This window comes from Streptomyces sp. iso_384 (assembly GCF_056172905.1).
This window is the reverse complement of the sequence record NZ_JBWBTT010000001.1, coordinates 1,521,614-1,536,387: the sequence shown is the minus strand read 5'-3', so window position 1 is coordinate 1,536,387 and position 14,774 is coordinate 1,521,614. Positions and strand designations below refer to the sequence as shown.

Below are 14,774 nucleotides of genomic sequence, written 5' to 3'. Positions count from 1 at the left end.
CAGATGGCCAACTTCTCCAAGTCGAACGTGCCGCAGTTCTCCGTCGAGGTGTACCAGAACGAGTTCCTGCCCGAGGGCGGCCGCGAGGTCAACGCGATCGTCACCGTCACCTCGACCGGTGGCGGCACCACCGGCGGCATACCGCTGGCGGGTGCGGCGCCCTCGCCCGCGTACGGGCCGGGGCAGGCCCCTGACGCGGCCGTGGTGCTGATGGTCGACTGTTCCGGCTCGATGGACTATCCGCCGACGAAGATGCGCAACGCCCGCGACGCGACGGCCGCGGCCATCGACACGCTGCGCGAGGGCACCCGGTTCGCGGTGGTCGCGGGGACGCATGTGGCCAAGGACGTCTATCCGGGCAACGGGCGGCTGGCCGTCGCCGACGCGCAGACGAAGGCCCAGGCCAAGGACGCCCTGCGGAAGCTGAGCGCGGGCGGGGGCACCGCGATCGGCACCTGGCTGCGGCTGGCCGACCGGCTGCTGAACTCCGCGGACGTGTCCATCCGGCACGGCATCCTGCTGACCGACGGCCGCAACGAGCACGAGTCGCCGGAGGATCTGCGCGCGGCCCTGGACTCCTGCGCGGGCCGGTTCACCTGCGACGCCCGCGGGGTGGGCACCGACTGGGAGGTGAAGGAGGTCACCGGCATCGCCGCCGCCCTCCTCGGCACGGCCGACATCGTCGCCGACCCGGCGGGCCTGGCCGCGGACTTCACGCGGATGATGGAGAACGCCATGGGCAAGGAGGTCGCGGACGTGGCGCTGCGGCTCTGGACGCCGGTGGGGGTGGAGATCCGGTTCGTGAAGCAGGTCGCGCCCACCGTCGCGGACCTGACCGGACGGCGCACCGAGGCGGGGCCCCGGGCCGGGGACTATCCGACCGGTTCCTGGGGCGACGAGTCCCGCGACTACCACGTGTGCGTCCAGGTGCCGGAGGCCGGGATCGGCCAGGAGATGCTGGCCGCCCGGGTCTCGCTGATCCTGCCCGACCCTTCGGGCGCGGGCGCCCCGCAGACCTTGTCGCAGGGGCTCGTCCGGGCCGTGTGGACGGACGACATGGTGGCGTCGACCTCGATCAATCCGCAGGTCGCGCACTACACAGGTCAGGCGGAACTGGCACAAGTCATCCAGCAGGGTCTGGACGCACGCAAGTCGGGCGACTTCGACGGCGCGACGGCGAAGCTGGGCCGTGCGGTGCAGCTGGCGTCGGCGTCCGGGAACCAGGACACTGCGAAGCTGCTTTCGAAGGTGGTCGACGTCGTCGATGCCGCGACAGGTACTGTGCGACTGAAGGCGAAGGTCGCGGAAGCGGACGAGATGACCCTCGAAACGCGCTCGACCAAGACCGTTCGCGTCAAGAAGTAGCAGCACACGATCACCACTCGATCACCTCGCGGACATGGTGCCGCGATCGACAGCATGCGGCCTCCGCGGCCGGAAGAGGAGAGGGGGAAGCGCCGACATGCCGACCTGCCCGAACGGACACCAGTCGGGTTCCGAGGACTGGTGCGAGGTCTGCGGACACCGCATGGCCACCGGCGGTGCACCCGCGGGTGCCGTGCCCCCGCCTCCTCCGCCGCCGCCCGCCCCCGGTTACGGCTACCCGCAGCAGGGTTCCGAGGGTGGCGGGCCCACCATGCAGGCGGAGCTCTGCCCGCAGTGCCGTACGCCGCGTGAGGCGATGGCTCCGTTCTGCGAGGAGTGCCGCTGGAACTTCCTCACCAACACGGCGACCTCGTACACCCCGCTGGCCCCGCAGCACGGCACGCCCAGCAGCCCTCCGCCCGGCCTCAACCTGCCGCCCGGATTCCAGGCGCAGAGCCCCGGCGGCCAGGGCGGTCCCGGTGGCCAGGGCGGTCCCGGCGGCCAGCCCGGCCCTGGCGGCCAGGGCGGTCCGCCCGGTGCGCCGCAGCCGCGCGACCCGTTCGACTACCAGGGCTCGCGCCCCTCGCAGATGAACCGCCCCGCCGAGCCGCTCGCTCCCGAGCAGAATGGTCCGCACGGAAACGGCGGTCAGGGCGGGAACGGCGGTCAGGGCGGGCCTCCGCCGTCGTTCCAGCAGCAGGGCCCTCCGCCGCCGCCCTCGTTCCAGCAGCAGGGCCACCAGCCGCCTGCTCAGCAGCAGGCCGCGCCCTCGACGCGCTCGCCGTTCGAGCCGCAGCAGGCCTCGCCCTTCGCGCCGCCGCAGCCGTCGGGGCACACCGGCGGCGGGGACGACTGGATGCTGCCGCCTCCTTCGCAGGCCCAGCCGCCGCGGCCGCCCCAGCAGTTCCAGCAGCCCCCGAGCCCCCACCAGGGCCAGCAGGGTCAGGACCCGGGTCAGGGCTATGACCAGGGCCGGCAGCAGCACGGGCAGGACCAGGGCTATGACCAGGGTCAGCAGCACGGGCAGGACCAGGGCTATGACCAGGGTCAGCAGCACGGTGGGGTGCCCGGCCAGGGCCGGCCCCAGCAGTCCGCCTCCTGGACCGCCGTGATCGCCCCGGACCGCGCGTACTTCCTCGCGATGATGCAGCGCAGCGGCCCCGAGGCGACCGGGCTGAACCTGCCCGCGTACTCCCCGGAGCAGCGGCTTCCGCTCACCGGGAGCCAGGTCACCATCGGGCGCCGCCGGCACAGCACCGGCGAGTCCCCCGACGTCGATCTGTCGGTGCCCCCGGAGGACCCGGGCGTCTCGCACCAGCACGCGGTGCTGGTGCAGCAGCCCGACGGCGGATGGGCGGTCGTCGACCAGAACTCCACCAACGGCACCACGCTGAACGGCGCCGAGGACCCGATCCAGCCCTACGTCCCCGTACCTCTCCAGGACGGCGACCAGGTGCACGTCGGGGCATGGACGACGATCACGGTCCGCCGGGACTGAACACCCACCGCCACCGGCACCATGGCCGCTCGCCGCCTCACCCGGTGGCGAGCGGCCAGGTGTACGGGCCCTGCGGGTCGTCGAGCCAGGCCCACTGCCGCCCCTGGCCGACCGTGATGCCGTACCTCTCCCGCTGCGGGCGCCCCTCGCGCTCCCAGAGCGAGAGGGCCTCGTGCGGATCGAGGGTGCCCGCGGTCAGGGTCAGGAGAAAGCGGAAGAGATCGTCCCCGGCCACCCGGCGCGGCAGTCCGCCGAGATACGGCAGTCCGCCGGGCAGCGGGAGCGCCCCGCGCAGGGGCACGAAGTACGCCGGGGTGTGCAGGAAGTGCCCCTCGGCGCGCGGTCCGTGCGCCGTCGCACGGACCTGGAGCGAGACCAGGCCGGTGGCGAGCGGTGCGAGGATCCGCGCCCCCGGACGGCACTGTTCCGGCCAGCTCTGCGGTACGGACGGCAGGGTGCAGGTCGCGATGATCCGGTCGTACGGGGCGCGCTGCGGGCAGCCCCGGGCCCCGTCGCCGGTGATCACCCTCGGGTGGTATCCGGCCGCCGCGAGGTGGGCGCGGGCCGAATCCGTGATCTCCGGGTCCAGATCGACGCTGGTCACGGCGGCGTCGCCGAGCCGGTGGGCGAGCAGCGCCGCGTTGTAGCCGGGGCCGGTGCCGATCTCCAGGACCGTGTCCCCGTCCCGTACGTCGAGGGCGTCGAGCATCAGGGCCATCAGGGACGGCTGGCTGGAGGACGAGACGAGTTCGCCGTCCTTGAGCCGGGTGGCCAGCGCCCCGTCCGCGTACACGCCGCGCAGCCAGCGGGAGCGCCGGCCGGGGTCGGGGTCCTCGCCCCAGAGGCGTTCGTAGCCGCCGATTCCGTACTCGTAGTAGAACGGCACGAACAGATGGCGGGGCACCTCGGCGAAGGCCGTACGCCAGGCGGGGTCGGCGAATCCGCCCCGCGCGGCGATCTCCCGCACCAGGGCCTCGCGCGCCGCGTCCGCCTCGGCGTCGCGGACGGGCGCGTCGTGAGCGGGCCCGTCGCGGACGGGCGGGGAGGGGCCCTGCCGGTGCGCACCCGAGTCTCCTGGGTCTCCCCTGCCTCCCGCGTCTGCCATGTCTCCCATCTCTCCACTGTCCTGCGCCGGAGCCGCGCGGGCGAGCGGCGGACCGGGAGGTTCCCGGCCCTTGGTCCTAGGACCCCTGTCCTCGGCCGGTGCGTCTGCGACCATGGACGGGTGACTGAGATTCCGCGCGACACGCTTCAGGAGCAGACCTTCTACGAGCAGGTCGGCGGCGAGGCGACCTTCCGGCGCCTGGTCCACCGCTTCTACGAGGGCGTGGCGGGCGACGAGCTGCTGCGGCCGATGTATCCGGAGGAGGACCTGGGCCCGGCCGAGGAGCGGTTCGCGCTGTTCCTGATGCAGTACTGGGGCGGCCCGCGCACCTACAGCGACCACCGGGGGCACCCGCGGCTGCGGATGCGGCACGCGCCGTTCCGGGTGGACCGGGCGGCGCATGACGCCTGGCTCGGCCATATGCGGGTCGCCCTGGACGAGCTGGGGCTCGCTCCCGAGCACGAGCGGCAGTTGTGGGACTACCTGACGTACGCCGCCGCCTCGATGGTGAACACCGCGGACTGATCGGTTCCGGGCCGCGGACTGATCGGTTCCGGGCCGCGGCCCGACGCGTTCCGGACCGCTGCGCGACGATCCGTGACCGGACAACTCCGGAATTCGGCGTTCCAACCCCGCATAACGATCACGATCGCATCAAGGTGCGGGGGCAAGCGGTTACCAGAACCTGTTGCCTCTGAAAGCATCACCGGTACGCCGGGGGGCGTGCGCATGCGGTGTTTCCGGGGCTGGGGGATCAGGTGACGGGTTTCGTCCTTCTGCGGGTGAGGGCTCATCGCCTTCTGCTCTCCGCGGCGGTGCTCGCCGTCCTGCTGACCACATCCGTCCTGGCCGCGCTCACCGCGTTCTCCGGTTCCGTGGGCGACGCGGCCCTGCGTCACACGCTCACCCACGGATCGGCCGCGTCCGCCGCCCTGGTCGTCTCCGCTTCGGTGGACCACGAGAAGCGCACGGAGGCCGACGACGCCGTCCGCAAGGCCTCCCGTGACGCGTTCGACGGGCTGCCCGTGACCGTGGGGAAGCTGGAGAGCTCGGGGTCGTACGCACTGCCGCGGAGCCTCCAGGACCCGGCCGCCCGGCGCGGCGAGCCGGACCTCACCCACTTCGCCGCCCTCGACCGCGGCCGGGTGCGGATCACCGAGGGCAAGGCGCCCGCGGCCCCCGACGGCGCCGGACCCGTCCAGGTCGCGCTGCCCGTCGTCGCCGCCGAGGCCCTGAAGCTGAAGCCGGGCGCCCGGCTCACCGTCACCGACCGGCTGCGCGACAAGAAGCAGCGGGTCCTGGTCACCGGCGTCTACGAGGCCGCCGACCGGTCCGACCCGTACTGGCAGCTGGATCCGCTCGGCGGGCGCGGGGTGCGCAAGCTGGCGTTCACGACGTACGGTCCGCTGCTCACCGACCCCTCGGTGCTCGCCTCCGGGTCGCTCGGCGAGGGCGAGACCTCCTGGCTGGCGGCCGCCGACTTCGCCACGCTGACCACCGGCTCCATGGAGGGGCTGCGGAATACGTCGGCACAGGCCCCGAAGGCGCTGACGGCCGCACCGGTCTTCGCGTCCGGTGTCACCGCGCGCACCTCGCTGCCCACCGTGCTCGACCAGCTCGACCGGGCACTGCTGGTCTCCCGTTCCACGCTGATGATCGTCGCGGTGCAGCTGGTGCTGCTCGCCGCGTACGCCCTGCTGCTGGTGGCCCGGCTGCTGAACAGCGAGCGCGACGGGGAACGTGAACTGCTGCGGGCCCGGGGCGGTTCGCGGGGCCGGATCACCTCGTTCGCCGCGATCGAGGCGCTGTTGCTCGCGGTGCCCGCCGCGGTGGTCGCCCCGCTGCTCGCGGGGCCGCTGACCGGGCTGCTGGCCGAGCGCAGCGCCCTGTCCCGGATCGGGCTGAAGGTCGGGGAGGCCTCGACCGGGACCGTGTGGCTGGTCTCGGCGGCCGTCGCGCTGGCCTGTGCGCTGGCGGTGGTGGCCCCGTCGCTGACGGCCGGGGCGAGCGGCCGCAGGTCCCGGGCCGCTGCGCTGCCCGGTCCGGTGCGGGCGGGCGCGGACCTCGGGCTGCTGCTCATCGCGGCGGTGGCGTACTGGCAGCTGGACCGGCAGTCCGGCAGCGGGGCGCTCACCGGCGACCGGACGGGCAACCTCGGCATCGACCCCCTGCTGGTCACCGCCCCCGCGCTGGCGCTGCTCGCCGGAACGGTCCTCACGCTGCGCCTGCTGCCGCCCGCCGCGAAGCTCGCCGAACGGCGTGCGGCCAAGGGCCGGGGGCTGCCCGCGGCCCTGGCGGGCTGGCAGTTCAGCCGCCGCCCGCTGCGCGGGGCGGGTCCGGTGCTGCTGCTGGTCCTGTCGGTCGCGATGGGCATGCTGGCGATCGGACAGAGCGCCTCCTGGAACCGCTCGCAGTCCGACCAGGCCGACTTCGGCTCCGGCGCCTCGGTCCGGCTGGTGGGCGGGCACGGCGGCGGTGCGGCGACGGCCGGCTCCTACAGCGCCCTGGACGGGGTGCGGCAGGCGGCGCCCGCCTACCGGGCGGACGTGGAGGTCTCCGGCGGGCGGATGGCCGAGGTGCTCGCCCTGGACACGGCCCACGCGGACGAGCGGATGCTGATGCGCTCCGACCTCACCGACAAGAGCCCGCGCCGGGTGTTCGAGACCATCGCCCCGGAGCGGGCCGCGCGCCCCGGGCTCGTACTCCCGAAGGACAGCACCCGGCTGAAGCTGGACGTGCGGATCGCCACGGTGCCGTCGAAGGGCTCCGGGGCCGTCGCGGACACGGGCACGGCGCCACCGGTCGTCACCGTGCTCCTGGAGGACCGCTACGGCCTCCCCTACCGGGCCCTGGCCGGTCCCGTGCCCCTGAACGGCCGCCCGGTCGCCGTGTCCGTACCGGTGTCGGCGACGGGCGGTCTGGCCGTGACCGGCATCGAGGTGGACGGCGAAGCGCCGTACGGCCACGCGCAGCAGCGCCGGGTCTCGGTGAGCGACGTCCGGGTGGTCACCGGCTCCGGCGCCGAGCTCCCGGTGCCGGCGAGCGGATCGGTGCGCTGGGACGCGGCCATGACGCTCACCGAGTTCGGTGAGGGCCGGCCGGGCAGACCGCCGGTCCGCAACGGCACGTCGGGCCTGCCGGACTTCACCTACGACACCGGTACCAACAGCGAGGACACCTGGGAGCTGACCAGCGGCCTCCTGCGGATCACCGCCGCCCGGCCGAAGGCCACGGCGGTCAAGGCCGTCGCCACGGACGCCTATCTGAAGAGCACCGACGCGAAGCTGGGCGACGAGATCGACGTCACCCTGGCCGGGAACACCATCCGGGTGACCCTGGCGGAGTCGGTGCGCCGGCTGCCGACCACCGAGGCCGCCGAGTTGTCCGGGACCGCCGACCCGGCGACGCGCGGCGGCGCGCTGCTGCTGGACCTCAAGGCCGTCACCGAGGTCCTGGCCCACCGGCCGACCGCCACGATCGAGGCGAGCGAATGGTGGCTGAGCACCGCCCCGGGTGACGCCGCGAAGGCGGCCGCCGCCCTGCGCGCCCTGCCGGACACCGACCCGGCCCAGGTGCTGGTCCGCGCGGAGGCCGCCCAGCAGCTGGTCGACGATCCGCTGGGGGCGGGACCGCAGGCGGCGCTGCCGGCCGTCGCGGTGGTCGCCGCCGCGCTGGCGGCGGTCGGCTTCGCGGTCAGCGCCTCCGGGTCCCGGCGCGAACGGTCCGCCGAACTCGGTGTGTTGCGGGCGCTCGGTGCTCCGCGCCGCCAGCTGGCCCGCATGATCGCCGCCGAACAGGGGGTGCTGATCGCCCTCGCACTGCTGATCGGGCTCGGCATCGGCACGGTGCTGACCCGGGCCGTCGTCCCGCTGATCGTGCTGACCGGGCAGGCGAACCGGCCCGTTCCACCGGTGCTGGTCGACCTGCCCGCCGGGCAGGTCGCGGCGCTGCTGGCCGGGGTCGCCGCCCTGCCGCTCGTGATCGTCGCGACGATGGCGCTGCGCCGCGGGGACCCGGCGGTCTCGCTGCGCCACCAGGGGGACCACTGATATGAGCAACGACAAGCGGGCGGCCTCCGCCCCGTGGATCCGTACCCGGCTGCGCACCGCGCCCGGTGCGGCGACGGCCCTCGCGGTGCTGGTGCTGGTGACGGCGTTCCTCGCCGCGGCGTTCCCGCGGGCGGTGGACGCGTACGAGACGAAGGGGCTGCGCCACGACATCGCGACGGCGGACGCGGGCCGCAGCACCGTGGAGATCGCCCGCCCGCAGCCCGGTCTCGAACTGCCGCAGGAACAGCGGGAGGCCGAGGCGCGGAGCCCCGAACTGGCGCGGGTCGGCAAGGCTCTGCTGAAGGCCCTGCCCGCACCGCTGCGCGCCGACACCTCGTCGGTCGCGTACGGCGTGCGCACCACGAAGCCGATCGTCGCGAACGAACCCTGGCTGCCGCGGCCCGATGCGAAGCCGCCACAGCTCACGTATGCGGCGCAGTCGGGGCTGAAGGACCACGCGACGCTGTCCTCGGGCGCCTGGCCCACGACGCCGGGCGGGGTGACGGCGGACTCCCGTGCGGTGCAGGGCGCGGTCACCGAGGAGACGGCGGCCGAGCTGAAGGTGAAGGTCGGCGCGACCATCACGCTGCCCACCGCGGCACAGGAACCCGTCACGGTGACGATCACCGGCATCGTGGCTCCGCGTGATCCTCAGGGCAGCTACTGGTCCACCGATCCGCTGCTGCGCAGCCCGTCGCTGGTCCCGGACCCCACGGACCCTTTCCCGGTGCACTTCTGGACCGGCACCGTCCTGCTGGCCGAGGACGCCGGTCCGGTGCTCCTGAGCACGGCCGCCGAGCCTGTCCTCTTCTGGCGGATCCCGCCCGACCCGGCAGGGCTGACCGGCCCCGACGGTTCCCGGCTGACGTCCGCCATCGCCTCGCTGGAAAGCGGCCCCGGGCTGCTGAAGGTGCGGAGGATCGCCGGGGACACCGCGGTGGTCGGCACCGGACTCGGCCACATCGTGGAGTCCAACGCGCGGATGCGCGACGCGATCGGTCCGGTGATCGCGGTCGCCGGCCTCGGCATCGGCTCCGTGGCCGCCGTCGTCCTGCTGATGACCGGCGCCCTGATCGCCGCCCGCCGCCGCGACGAGCTGGCGCTGATGCGCTCGCGCGGCGGTTCGCTGCGCGGCATCGGCGGCCGGCTGCTCGCGGAGACCGCGGTGGCCGTGCTGCCCGCGAGCGCGCTCGGGCTGCTCCTCGCGGTGCTGCTCGTGGGCGAGGGCCGGTGGCGGCCCGCAGCGCTGGCCGCGGCGGGCGTCGGCCTCCTGGTGTGCGTCGCCCTGCCCGTACGCACGACGCTCCAGCACGTCCGGCCCACGTTGCACGGCGCCCGCGAGGACATGGTGAGCGCCCGGCCCTCGCGCCGACGGACGGTGGCCGAACTGACCCTGCTCGTCCTGGCGGTGGGCGCGGTGACGGCGCTGCTGCGTCGCGGTACGTCGACCGGGGGTGGTACCGACCTGCTGGTCAGTGCCGCGCCCGTCCTGGTCGCGCTGATCGCGGCGCTGGTGCTGGTACGGCTGTATCCGCTGCCCCTGCGGCTCGCGGCCCGGCCCATGGCCCGGCTGCGCGGGGCGATCGGCTTCCTCTCGCTGGCCCGCGCCGGCCGGTCATCGGCCGGCGGGGCGCTGCCGCTGCTGGCGCTGCTGCTGGCGCTGGCCACGGCGGCGTTCGGCGGTTCGGTGATCGCGGGCATCGGCGACGCACGGGACGACGCGGCACTGGCGTCCGTGGGCGCGGACGCCCGGGTCAGCGGCATGGGTGAGCGGGCGACGCTGCCGGACGAGCTGGTCCGCACGGTGAGCGGGCTGGACGGCGTGCGGGACGCGGCGCCGGTACGGGTCGAGTACAGCGTGGCGATGCCGGAGGCGGCGGCCGGCGACGACGCCGGTACGGGCACGGACACGGCTGCGGATGCGGGTACGGGCACAGCCGGCGACGACGCGGCGGACGCGGGCGACGCGGCGACCGCGGCCCTGGTGGGCGTCGAGCCCGCCTCGTACGCCCGGCTGGCCCGTACCCACGGGCTGCCCGCCTTCCCGGCCGCCCGGCTGCAGGCCACCGGCCCCTCGGCCCCACTGCCCGAGGGCACGGAGGCCGGACCGGAGCGGATCCTTCCGGCCATCGCCTCTCCGGCGGTGGCGGCCCGTCTGGGCAAGGAGCCGCGCACGGTCCGGACGCTGTCCGGAGACTTCCGGGTCCAGGTCGTGGGGACCACCGCGCACGTCGCCGCGGTCTCCTCCACCGACTTCCTGATCGTGAACGCAGCTTCGCTGGAGCAGAAGGCGCCCACCACCCTGCTCCTCGCCGGCGCACCGGACCCCGAAAAGCTGCGCGCGGCCGTCGACGAGAACGGCGGGAAGTTCGTCGTACAGCTGCGTTCCGAGGAGCGCGCGCGGTACGTGAACACCCCGATGCAGGCCGGGGCCGAGCGGATCTACCTCGCGGCGGTCGCGGCCGGCGCCGGATACGCGCTGCTGGCCGTCCTGCTGTCGCTGCTCCAGACCGCGCCGGAGCGCAGGACGCTGCTGGCACGGCTGCGCACGATGGGGCTCACCACCGCACAGGGCAGGCGGCTGCTGGCCTTCGAGGCGACGCCGCAGGCCCTGCTGGCGGCGGGCGGCGGGCTGTTCACCGGCTGGGCGACCATCGCCCTGCTCTCCCCCGGCGTCGATCTGGTCCCGCTGGCGCTCGCCGGCGTCGCCGGGTCGGACACCGGCCCCGTCGCGCTGCGCACCGACCTCTGGTCGCTGGGGCTGCCGGCCGCGGGGGTCGTGGCGCTCGCGGCGGCGGTCGCGGGCGTGCAGGCGTGGTGGGCGAGCCGCCGCGGATCGATCACCGAACTCAGGGCAGGAGACTCCCGATGACCTCGTCCACCGAGACGGCAGACACGGCCCGCACGGCCGGAACGACGCTGGCGGAGCTGGAGCAGCGGGCCGCGGCCCGCCGGGACCGCCCTTCCTACGGGCACGACGCGCTGATCGCCTGCGACCGGGTGGTGCGGATCTTCACCACGGACGGGGTGGAGGTGCAGGCGCTCCAGGGGCTCGATCTACTGGTCACCGAGGGCGAGTTGATGGCTCTGGTGGGGGCGTCGGGCAGCGGCAAGTCGACGCTGATGAACATCCTGGCGGGCCTGGACGTGCCGACGGCCGGCTCGGCGAAGGTCGCGGGCTGCGATCTGCTGTCGATGGGCCCGAAGGAACGGCTGCGCTACCGCCGGGACGTGGTCGGGTTCGTCTGGCAGCAGACCGCCCGCAATCTGCTCCCGTATCTCTCCGCGATCCAGAACATCACCCTGCCCATGCAGCTGCGCGGAGGTGGCGGCAAGCGCGAACGGGCCGCCCGCGCCGAGTCGTTGCTCACCATGCTGGACATCGAGGACTGCCGCGACCGGCGGCCCCAGCAGCTGTCCGGCGGGCAGCAGCAGCGGGTGGCCATCGCGGTGGCGCTGGCCAACAACCCGTCCGTGCTGCTCGCGGACGAGCCGACCGGTGAGCTGGACTCGGCCACCGGGGAGCAGGTCTTCGCCGCGTTCCGGCGCGCCAACGAGGAGCTGGGCACCTCCATCGTGATCGTCACCCATGACCAGGCGGTCGCGAACGAGGTGCGGCGTACGGTCGCCATCCGCGACGGCCGTACGTCCTCCGAGGTGCTGCGCCGCACGGAGGTGGACGCGGCGACCGGCCAGGAGTCGCAGGTGGCGCGGGAGTACGCGATGCTCGACCGGGCGGGGCGGCTCCAGCTGCCCGCGGACTACACGCAGGCGCTGGGCATGGAACACCGGGTGCTGCTGGAGCTGGAGCAGGACCACATCGGCGTCTGGCCGGACGCGCACGGCGCTCCGGAGAAGCCGGAGCGGTCTTCGGACCCGCGGGAGAAGTAGCGGCGGAGGCGACCGGCCCCCGCCGATCGGTCCGTCAGCCGGTTCGGCGGTTCAGCCGGGCTCGACCGACAGGCCGAGCCCGCCGAGCCCGCCGGCCGGGTCGCGGCGCAGCGCGATCGAGCCGAAGGGCGTCCGCAGCCGCAGCCAGCCGCCCGCGGAGAGCAGCGAGACGGGGAAGTCCGGGTCGGGGCGCAGGAAGCCGAGGGACTGTGCGGCGTGCACAGCGCGCAGAGGCAGGTCCGTGGCGCCGACCGGCCGGGACCAGATCTCGCGTCCGATCCGGTCGCGTTCGGCGCGGGTGCGCAGCTCGTCGGGCAGCGCCTCGTCCCGCGTACGGAATTCGGCGACGGCCGTGTCGAGGGCGGCGCGCAGAGTGTCGGGCCCGGGCAGCCCGGTCTGTTCCCGCCAGGGCCCGCGGGGCGGCAGGACACCGGTCCAGGGCGGCCCGGTGACCGGGGCGGGCAGCGCACCGGCCCGCTGTCCGGAGCCCTCTCCGGAGACGTCGAGGGACTCCAGGAGCTCCCCGGCCGACACCGTGACGTCGAGCGTCTCGGGGCGGTCCAGGCGGGCGGTGCGGATGGCGAGGACCTCGAAGGAGGGCGGACGGCCGAACACGGCCAGTGCGTCGCCGCCGCCGGCCTGCAACCGGACCGCGGCGGCCCGGTCGTAGTGGAGCAGCCGACCGAGGAAGGCGGCGAGATCCGCCGCCTCCCTCGCGTCGGCGAACTGCAGCGACTGCACGGGCACGGTCATGCCGCGGCGGGCTCCTCTGCGAGGTACTGCTGGAGGAAGAGCTTCTCCTCGGCGGAGATCCGCCGGGGCCGCTCCGCCGCCAGGTCGTACGGCACGACGACGGTCGAGGCGCGTACGTACACCTGGTCGGCGTCCTTGATCTCATAGGCGATCGTCAGGGACGCGGCGCCTATCTTCGTGACCCACGACTCGACGGTCACCGGCTCGTGCCGGTGGACCAACGGCCGTACGTAGTCGATCTCGTGCCGGGCCACGACGGACCCGCCGGAGAACGACGGCGAACCGTCCCCGGGCGCCAGCCGGAACATGAAGTCGATGCGCGCCTCCTCCAGGTAGCGGAGGAAGACCACGTTGTTGACGTGGCCGAAGGCATCCATGTCCGACCAGCGCAGGGGGCAGCTGTAGAGGTGACGAGCCAAGACGATCAGCCTCGCGTGAGCTTCTTGTACGTGGCACGGTGCGGACGGGCCGCGTCCGCGCCGAGACGCTCGACCTTGTTCTTCTCGTACGACTCGAAGTTGCCCTCGAACCAGTACCACTTGGAGTCACCCTCGTAGGCGAGGATGTGCGTGGCGACGCGGTCCAGGAACCAGCGGTCGTGGGAGATGACCACGGCCGCACCGGGGAACTCCAGCAGCGCGTTCTCGAGCGAGGACAGGGTCTCCACGTCGAGGTCGTTGGTGGGCTCGTCGAGGAGCAGCAGGTTGCCGCCCTCCTTGAGCGTCAGCGCCAGGTTGAGGCGGTTGCGCTCACCACCGGACAGGACGCCGGCCGGCTTCTGCTGGTCCGGGCCCTTGAAGCCGAACGCGGAGACGTAGGCGCGGGACGGCATCTCGACCTGGCCGACGTTGATGTAGTCCAGCTCGTCCGAGACGACGGCCCAGAGGGTCTTCTTCGGGTCGATGTTGGCGCGGGACTGGTCGACGTAGGAGATCTTGACCGTGTCGCCGATCTTGACCGAACCGCTGTCCGGCGTCTCCAGGCCCTGGATCATCTTGAACAGCGTGGTCTTGCCCGCGCCGTTCGGACCGATGACGCCGACGATGCCGTTACGGGGAAGCGTGAACGACAGGTCGTCGATGAGGACCTTGTCGCCGAAGGCCTTCGAGAGGTGCTCGACCTCGACGACGATGGAACCGAGCCGCGGGCCCGGCGGAATCTGGATCTCCTCGAAGTCCAGCTTCCGCATCTTGTCGGCCTCGGCCGCCATCTCCTCGTACCGGGCGAGGCGGGCCTTGGACTTGGTCTGGCGCCCCTTGGCGTTCGACCGCACCCACTCCAGCTCTTCCTTGAGCCGCTTCTGGCGCTTCTCGTCCTTGCGGCCCTCGACCTTGAGGCGGGTGGCCTTCTTGTCGAGGTAGGTGGAGTAGTTGCCCTCGTAGGGGATCGCGCGGCCGCGGTCGAGCTCCAGGATCCACTCGGCGACGTTGTTCAGGAAGTACCGGTCGTGGGTGACGGCGACGACGGCACCCGAGTACTTCGAGAGGTGCTGCTCCAGCCAGTTCACCGACTCGGCGTCCAGGTGGTTGGTGGGCTCGTCGAGGAGGAGCAGGTCCGGGGCCTCGATGAGGAGCTTGCAGAGCGCCACGCGGCGCTTCTCGCCACCGGAGAGGTTGGTGACCGGCCAGTCGCCGGGCGGGCAGCCCAGGGCGTCCATGGCCTGCTCCAGCTGGGCGTCCAGGTCCCACGCGTTGGCGTGGTCCAGGTCCTCCTGGAGCTTGCCCATCTCCTCCATCAGCGCGTCGGAGTAGTCGGTCGCCATGAGCTCGGCGACCTCGTTGAAGCGCTTGAGCTTGCCCATGATCTCGGCGGCGCCGTCCTGGACGTTCTCCAGGACGGTCTTCTCCTCGTCCAGCTTCGGCTCCTGCATGAGGATGCCGACGGTGAACCCGGGCGAGATGAAGGCGTCGCCGTTGGACGGCTGCTCCAGGCCCGCCATGATCTTCAGCACCGTGGACTTACCGGCGCCGTTGGGGCCCACGACACCGATCTTCGCGCCGGGCAGGAAGTTCAGATTGACGTCATCGAGAATCACCTTGTCGCCGTGCGCTTTGCGCGTCTTGCGCATGGTGTAGATGTACTCAGCCAAGAGAAACCGTCCGGCAGCAATAGA

The 14,774-nt window shown here is 73.4% G+C and carries 10 protein-coding genes; 6 read left to right on the top strand and 4 right to left on the bottom strand.

Annotation, left to right across the window (positions count from 1 at the left end; all coding sequences use genetic code 11):
• The first annotated feature begins 3 nt into the window (after positions 1-3).
• Together AC0VY3_RS06815 and AC0VY3_RS06810 are read left to right on the top strand one after the other, a co-directional pair.
• Positions 4-1,365, top strand: coding sequence for a vWA domain-containing protein (locus tag AC0VY3_RS06815; RefSeq protein WP_103508804.1), 1,362 nt, complete (start codon positions 4-6; stop codon positions 1,363-1,365).
• A 97-nt stretch (positions 1,366-1,462) separates the two neighbouring features.
• A complete protein-coding gene (locus tag AC0VY3_RS06810) occupies positions 1,463-2,863 on the top strand; it encodes an FHA domain-containing protein (protein ID WP_475549209.1) in 1,401 nt (466 codons plus the stop codon).
• A gap of 37 nt (positions 2,864-2,900) precedes the next feature.
• Here AC0VY3_RS06810 and AC0VY3_RS06805 read toward each other — a convergent pair whose 3' ends face one another.
• Complete coding sequence (locus tag AC0VY3_RS06805; protein WP_475549208.1) at positions 2,901-3,968, bottom strand: methyltransferase domain-containing protein; 1,068 nt, start codon at positions 3,966-3,968, stop codon at positions 2,901-2,903.
• A gap of 120 nt (positions 3,969-4,088) precedes the next feature.
• Between AC0VY3_RS06805 and AC0VY3_RS06800 the strand changes: the two genes are divergently transcribed.
• The 4 genes from AC0VY3_RS06800 to AC0VY3_RS06785 all read left to right on the top strand — a co-directional run bounded on the left by AC0VY3_RS06800 (position 4,089) and on the right by AC0VY3_RS06785 (position 11,908).
• A complete protein-coding gene (locus tag AC0VY3_RS06800) occupies positions 4,089-4,493 on the top strand; it encodes a globin (RefSeq protein ID WP_030077640.1) in 405 nt (134 codons plus the stop codon).
• Between the two features lie 233 nt (positions 4,494-4,726).
• Positions 4,727-8,017 (top strand): FtsX-like permease family protein, encoded by a 3,291-nt coding sequence (locus tag AC0VY3_RS06795; protein ID WP_475549207.1) that lies wholly within the window; start codon positions 4,727-4,729, stop codon positions 8,015-8,017.
• A 1-nt stretch (position 8,018) separates the two neighbouring features.
• On the top strand, positions 8,019-10,889 hold the full coding sequence (locus AC0VY3_RS06790) for a hypothetical protein (RefSeq protein WP_103508800.1): 2,871 nt from the start codon (positions 8,019-8,021) through the stop codon (positions 10,887-10,889).
• Positions 10,886-11,908: an ABC transporter ATP-binding protein gene (locus AC0VY3_RS06785; protein ID WP_475549206.1), complete on the top strand. Its 1,023-nt coding sequence runs from the start codon at positions 10,886-10,888 to the stop codon at positions 11,906-11,908. Before AC0VY3_RS06790 ends, AC0VY3_RS06785 begins: the two co-directional genes overlap by 4 nt.
• Positions 11,909-11,959: 51 nt before the next feature.
• Here AC0VY3_RS06785 and AC0VY3_RS06780 read toward each other — a convergent pair whose 3' ends face one another.
• Genes AC0VY3_RS06780 through ettA form a run of 3 tightly spaced genes read right to left on the bottom strand, consistent with a single transcriptional unit; the run spans position 11,960 to position 14,750 of the window.
• Positions 11,960-12,661, bottom strand: a complete 702-nt coding sequence (locus AC0VY3_RS06780) for a DUF8010 domain-containing protein (protein WP_475549205.1) — start codon at positions 12,659-12,661, stop codon at positions 11,960-11,962.
• Positions 12,658-13,080 (bottom strand): acyl-CoA thioesterase, encoded by a 423-nt coding sequence (locus AC0VY3_RS06775; protein WP_030077631.1) that lies wholly within the window; start codon positions 13,078-13,080, stop codon positions 12,658-12,660. Before AC0VY3_RS06775 ends, AC0VY3_RS06780 begins: the two co-directional genes overlap by 4 nt.
• Positions 13,081-13,085: 5 nt before the next feature.
• Positions 13,086-14,750 carry an energy-dependent translational throttle protein EttA gene (ettA, locus tag AC0VY3_RS06770; protein WP_103508797.1) on the bottom strand — a complete coding sequence of 555 codons (1,665 nt, stop codon included), beginning with the start codon at positions 14,748-14,750 and terminating at the stop codon, positions 13,086-13,088.
• Positions 14,751-14,774: the final 24 nt, after the last annotated feature.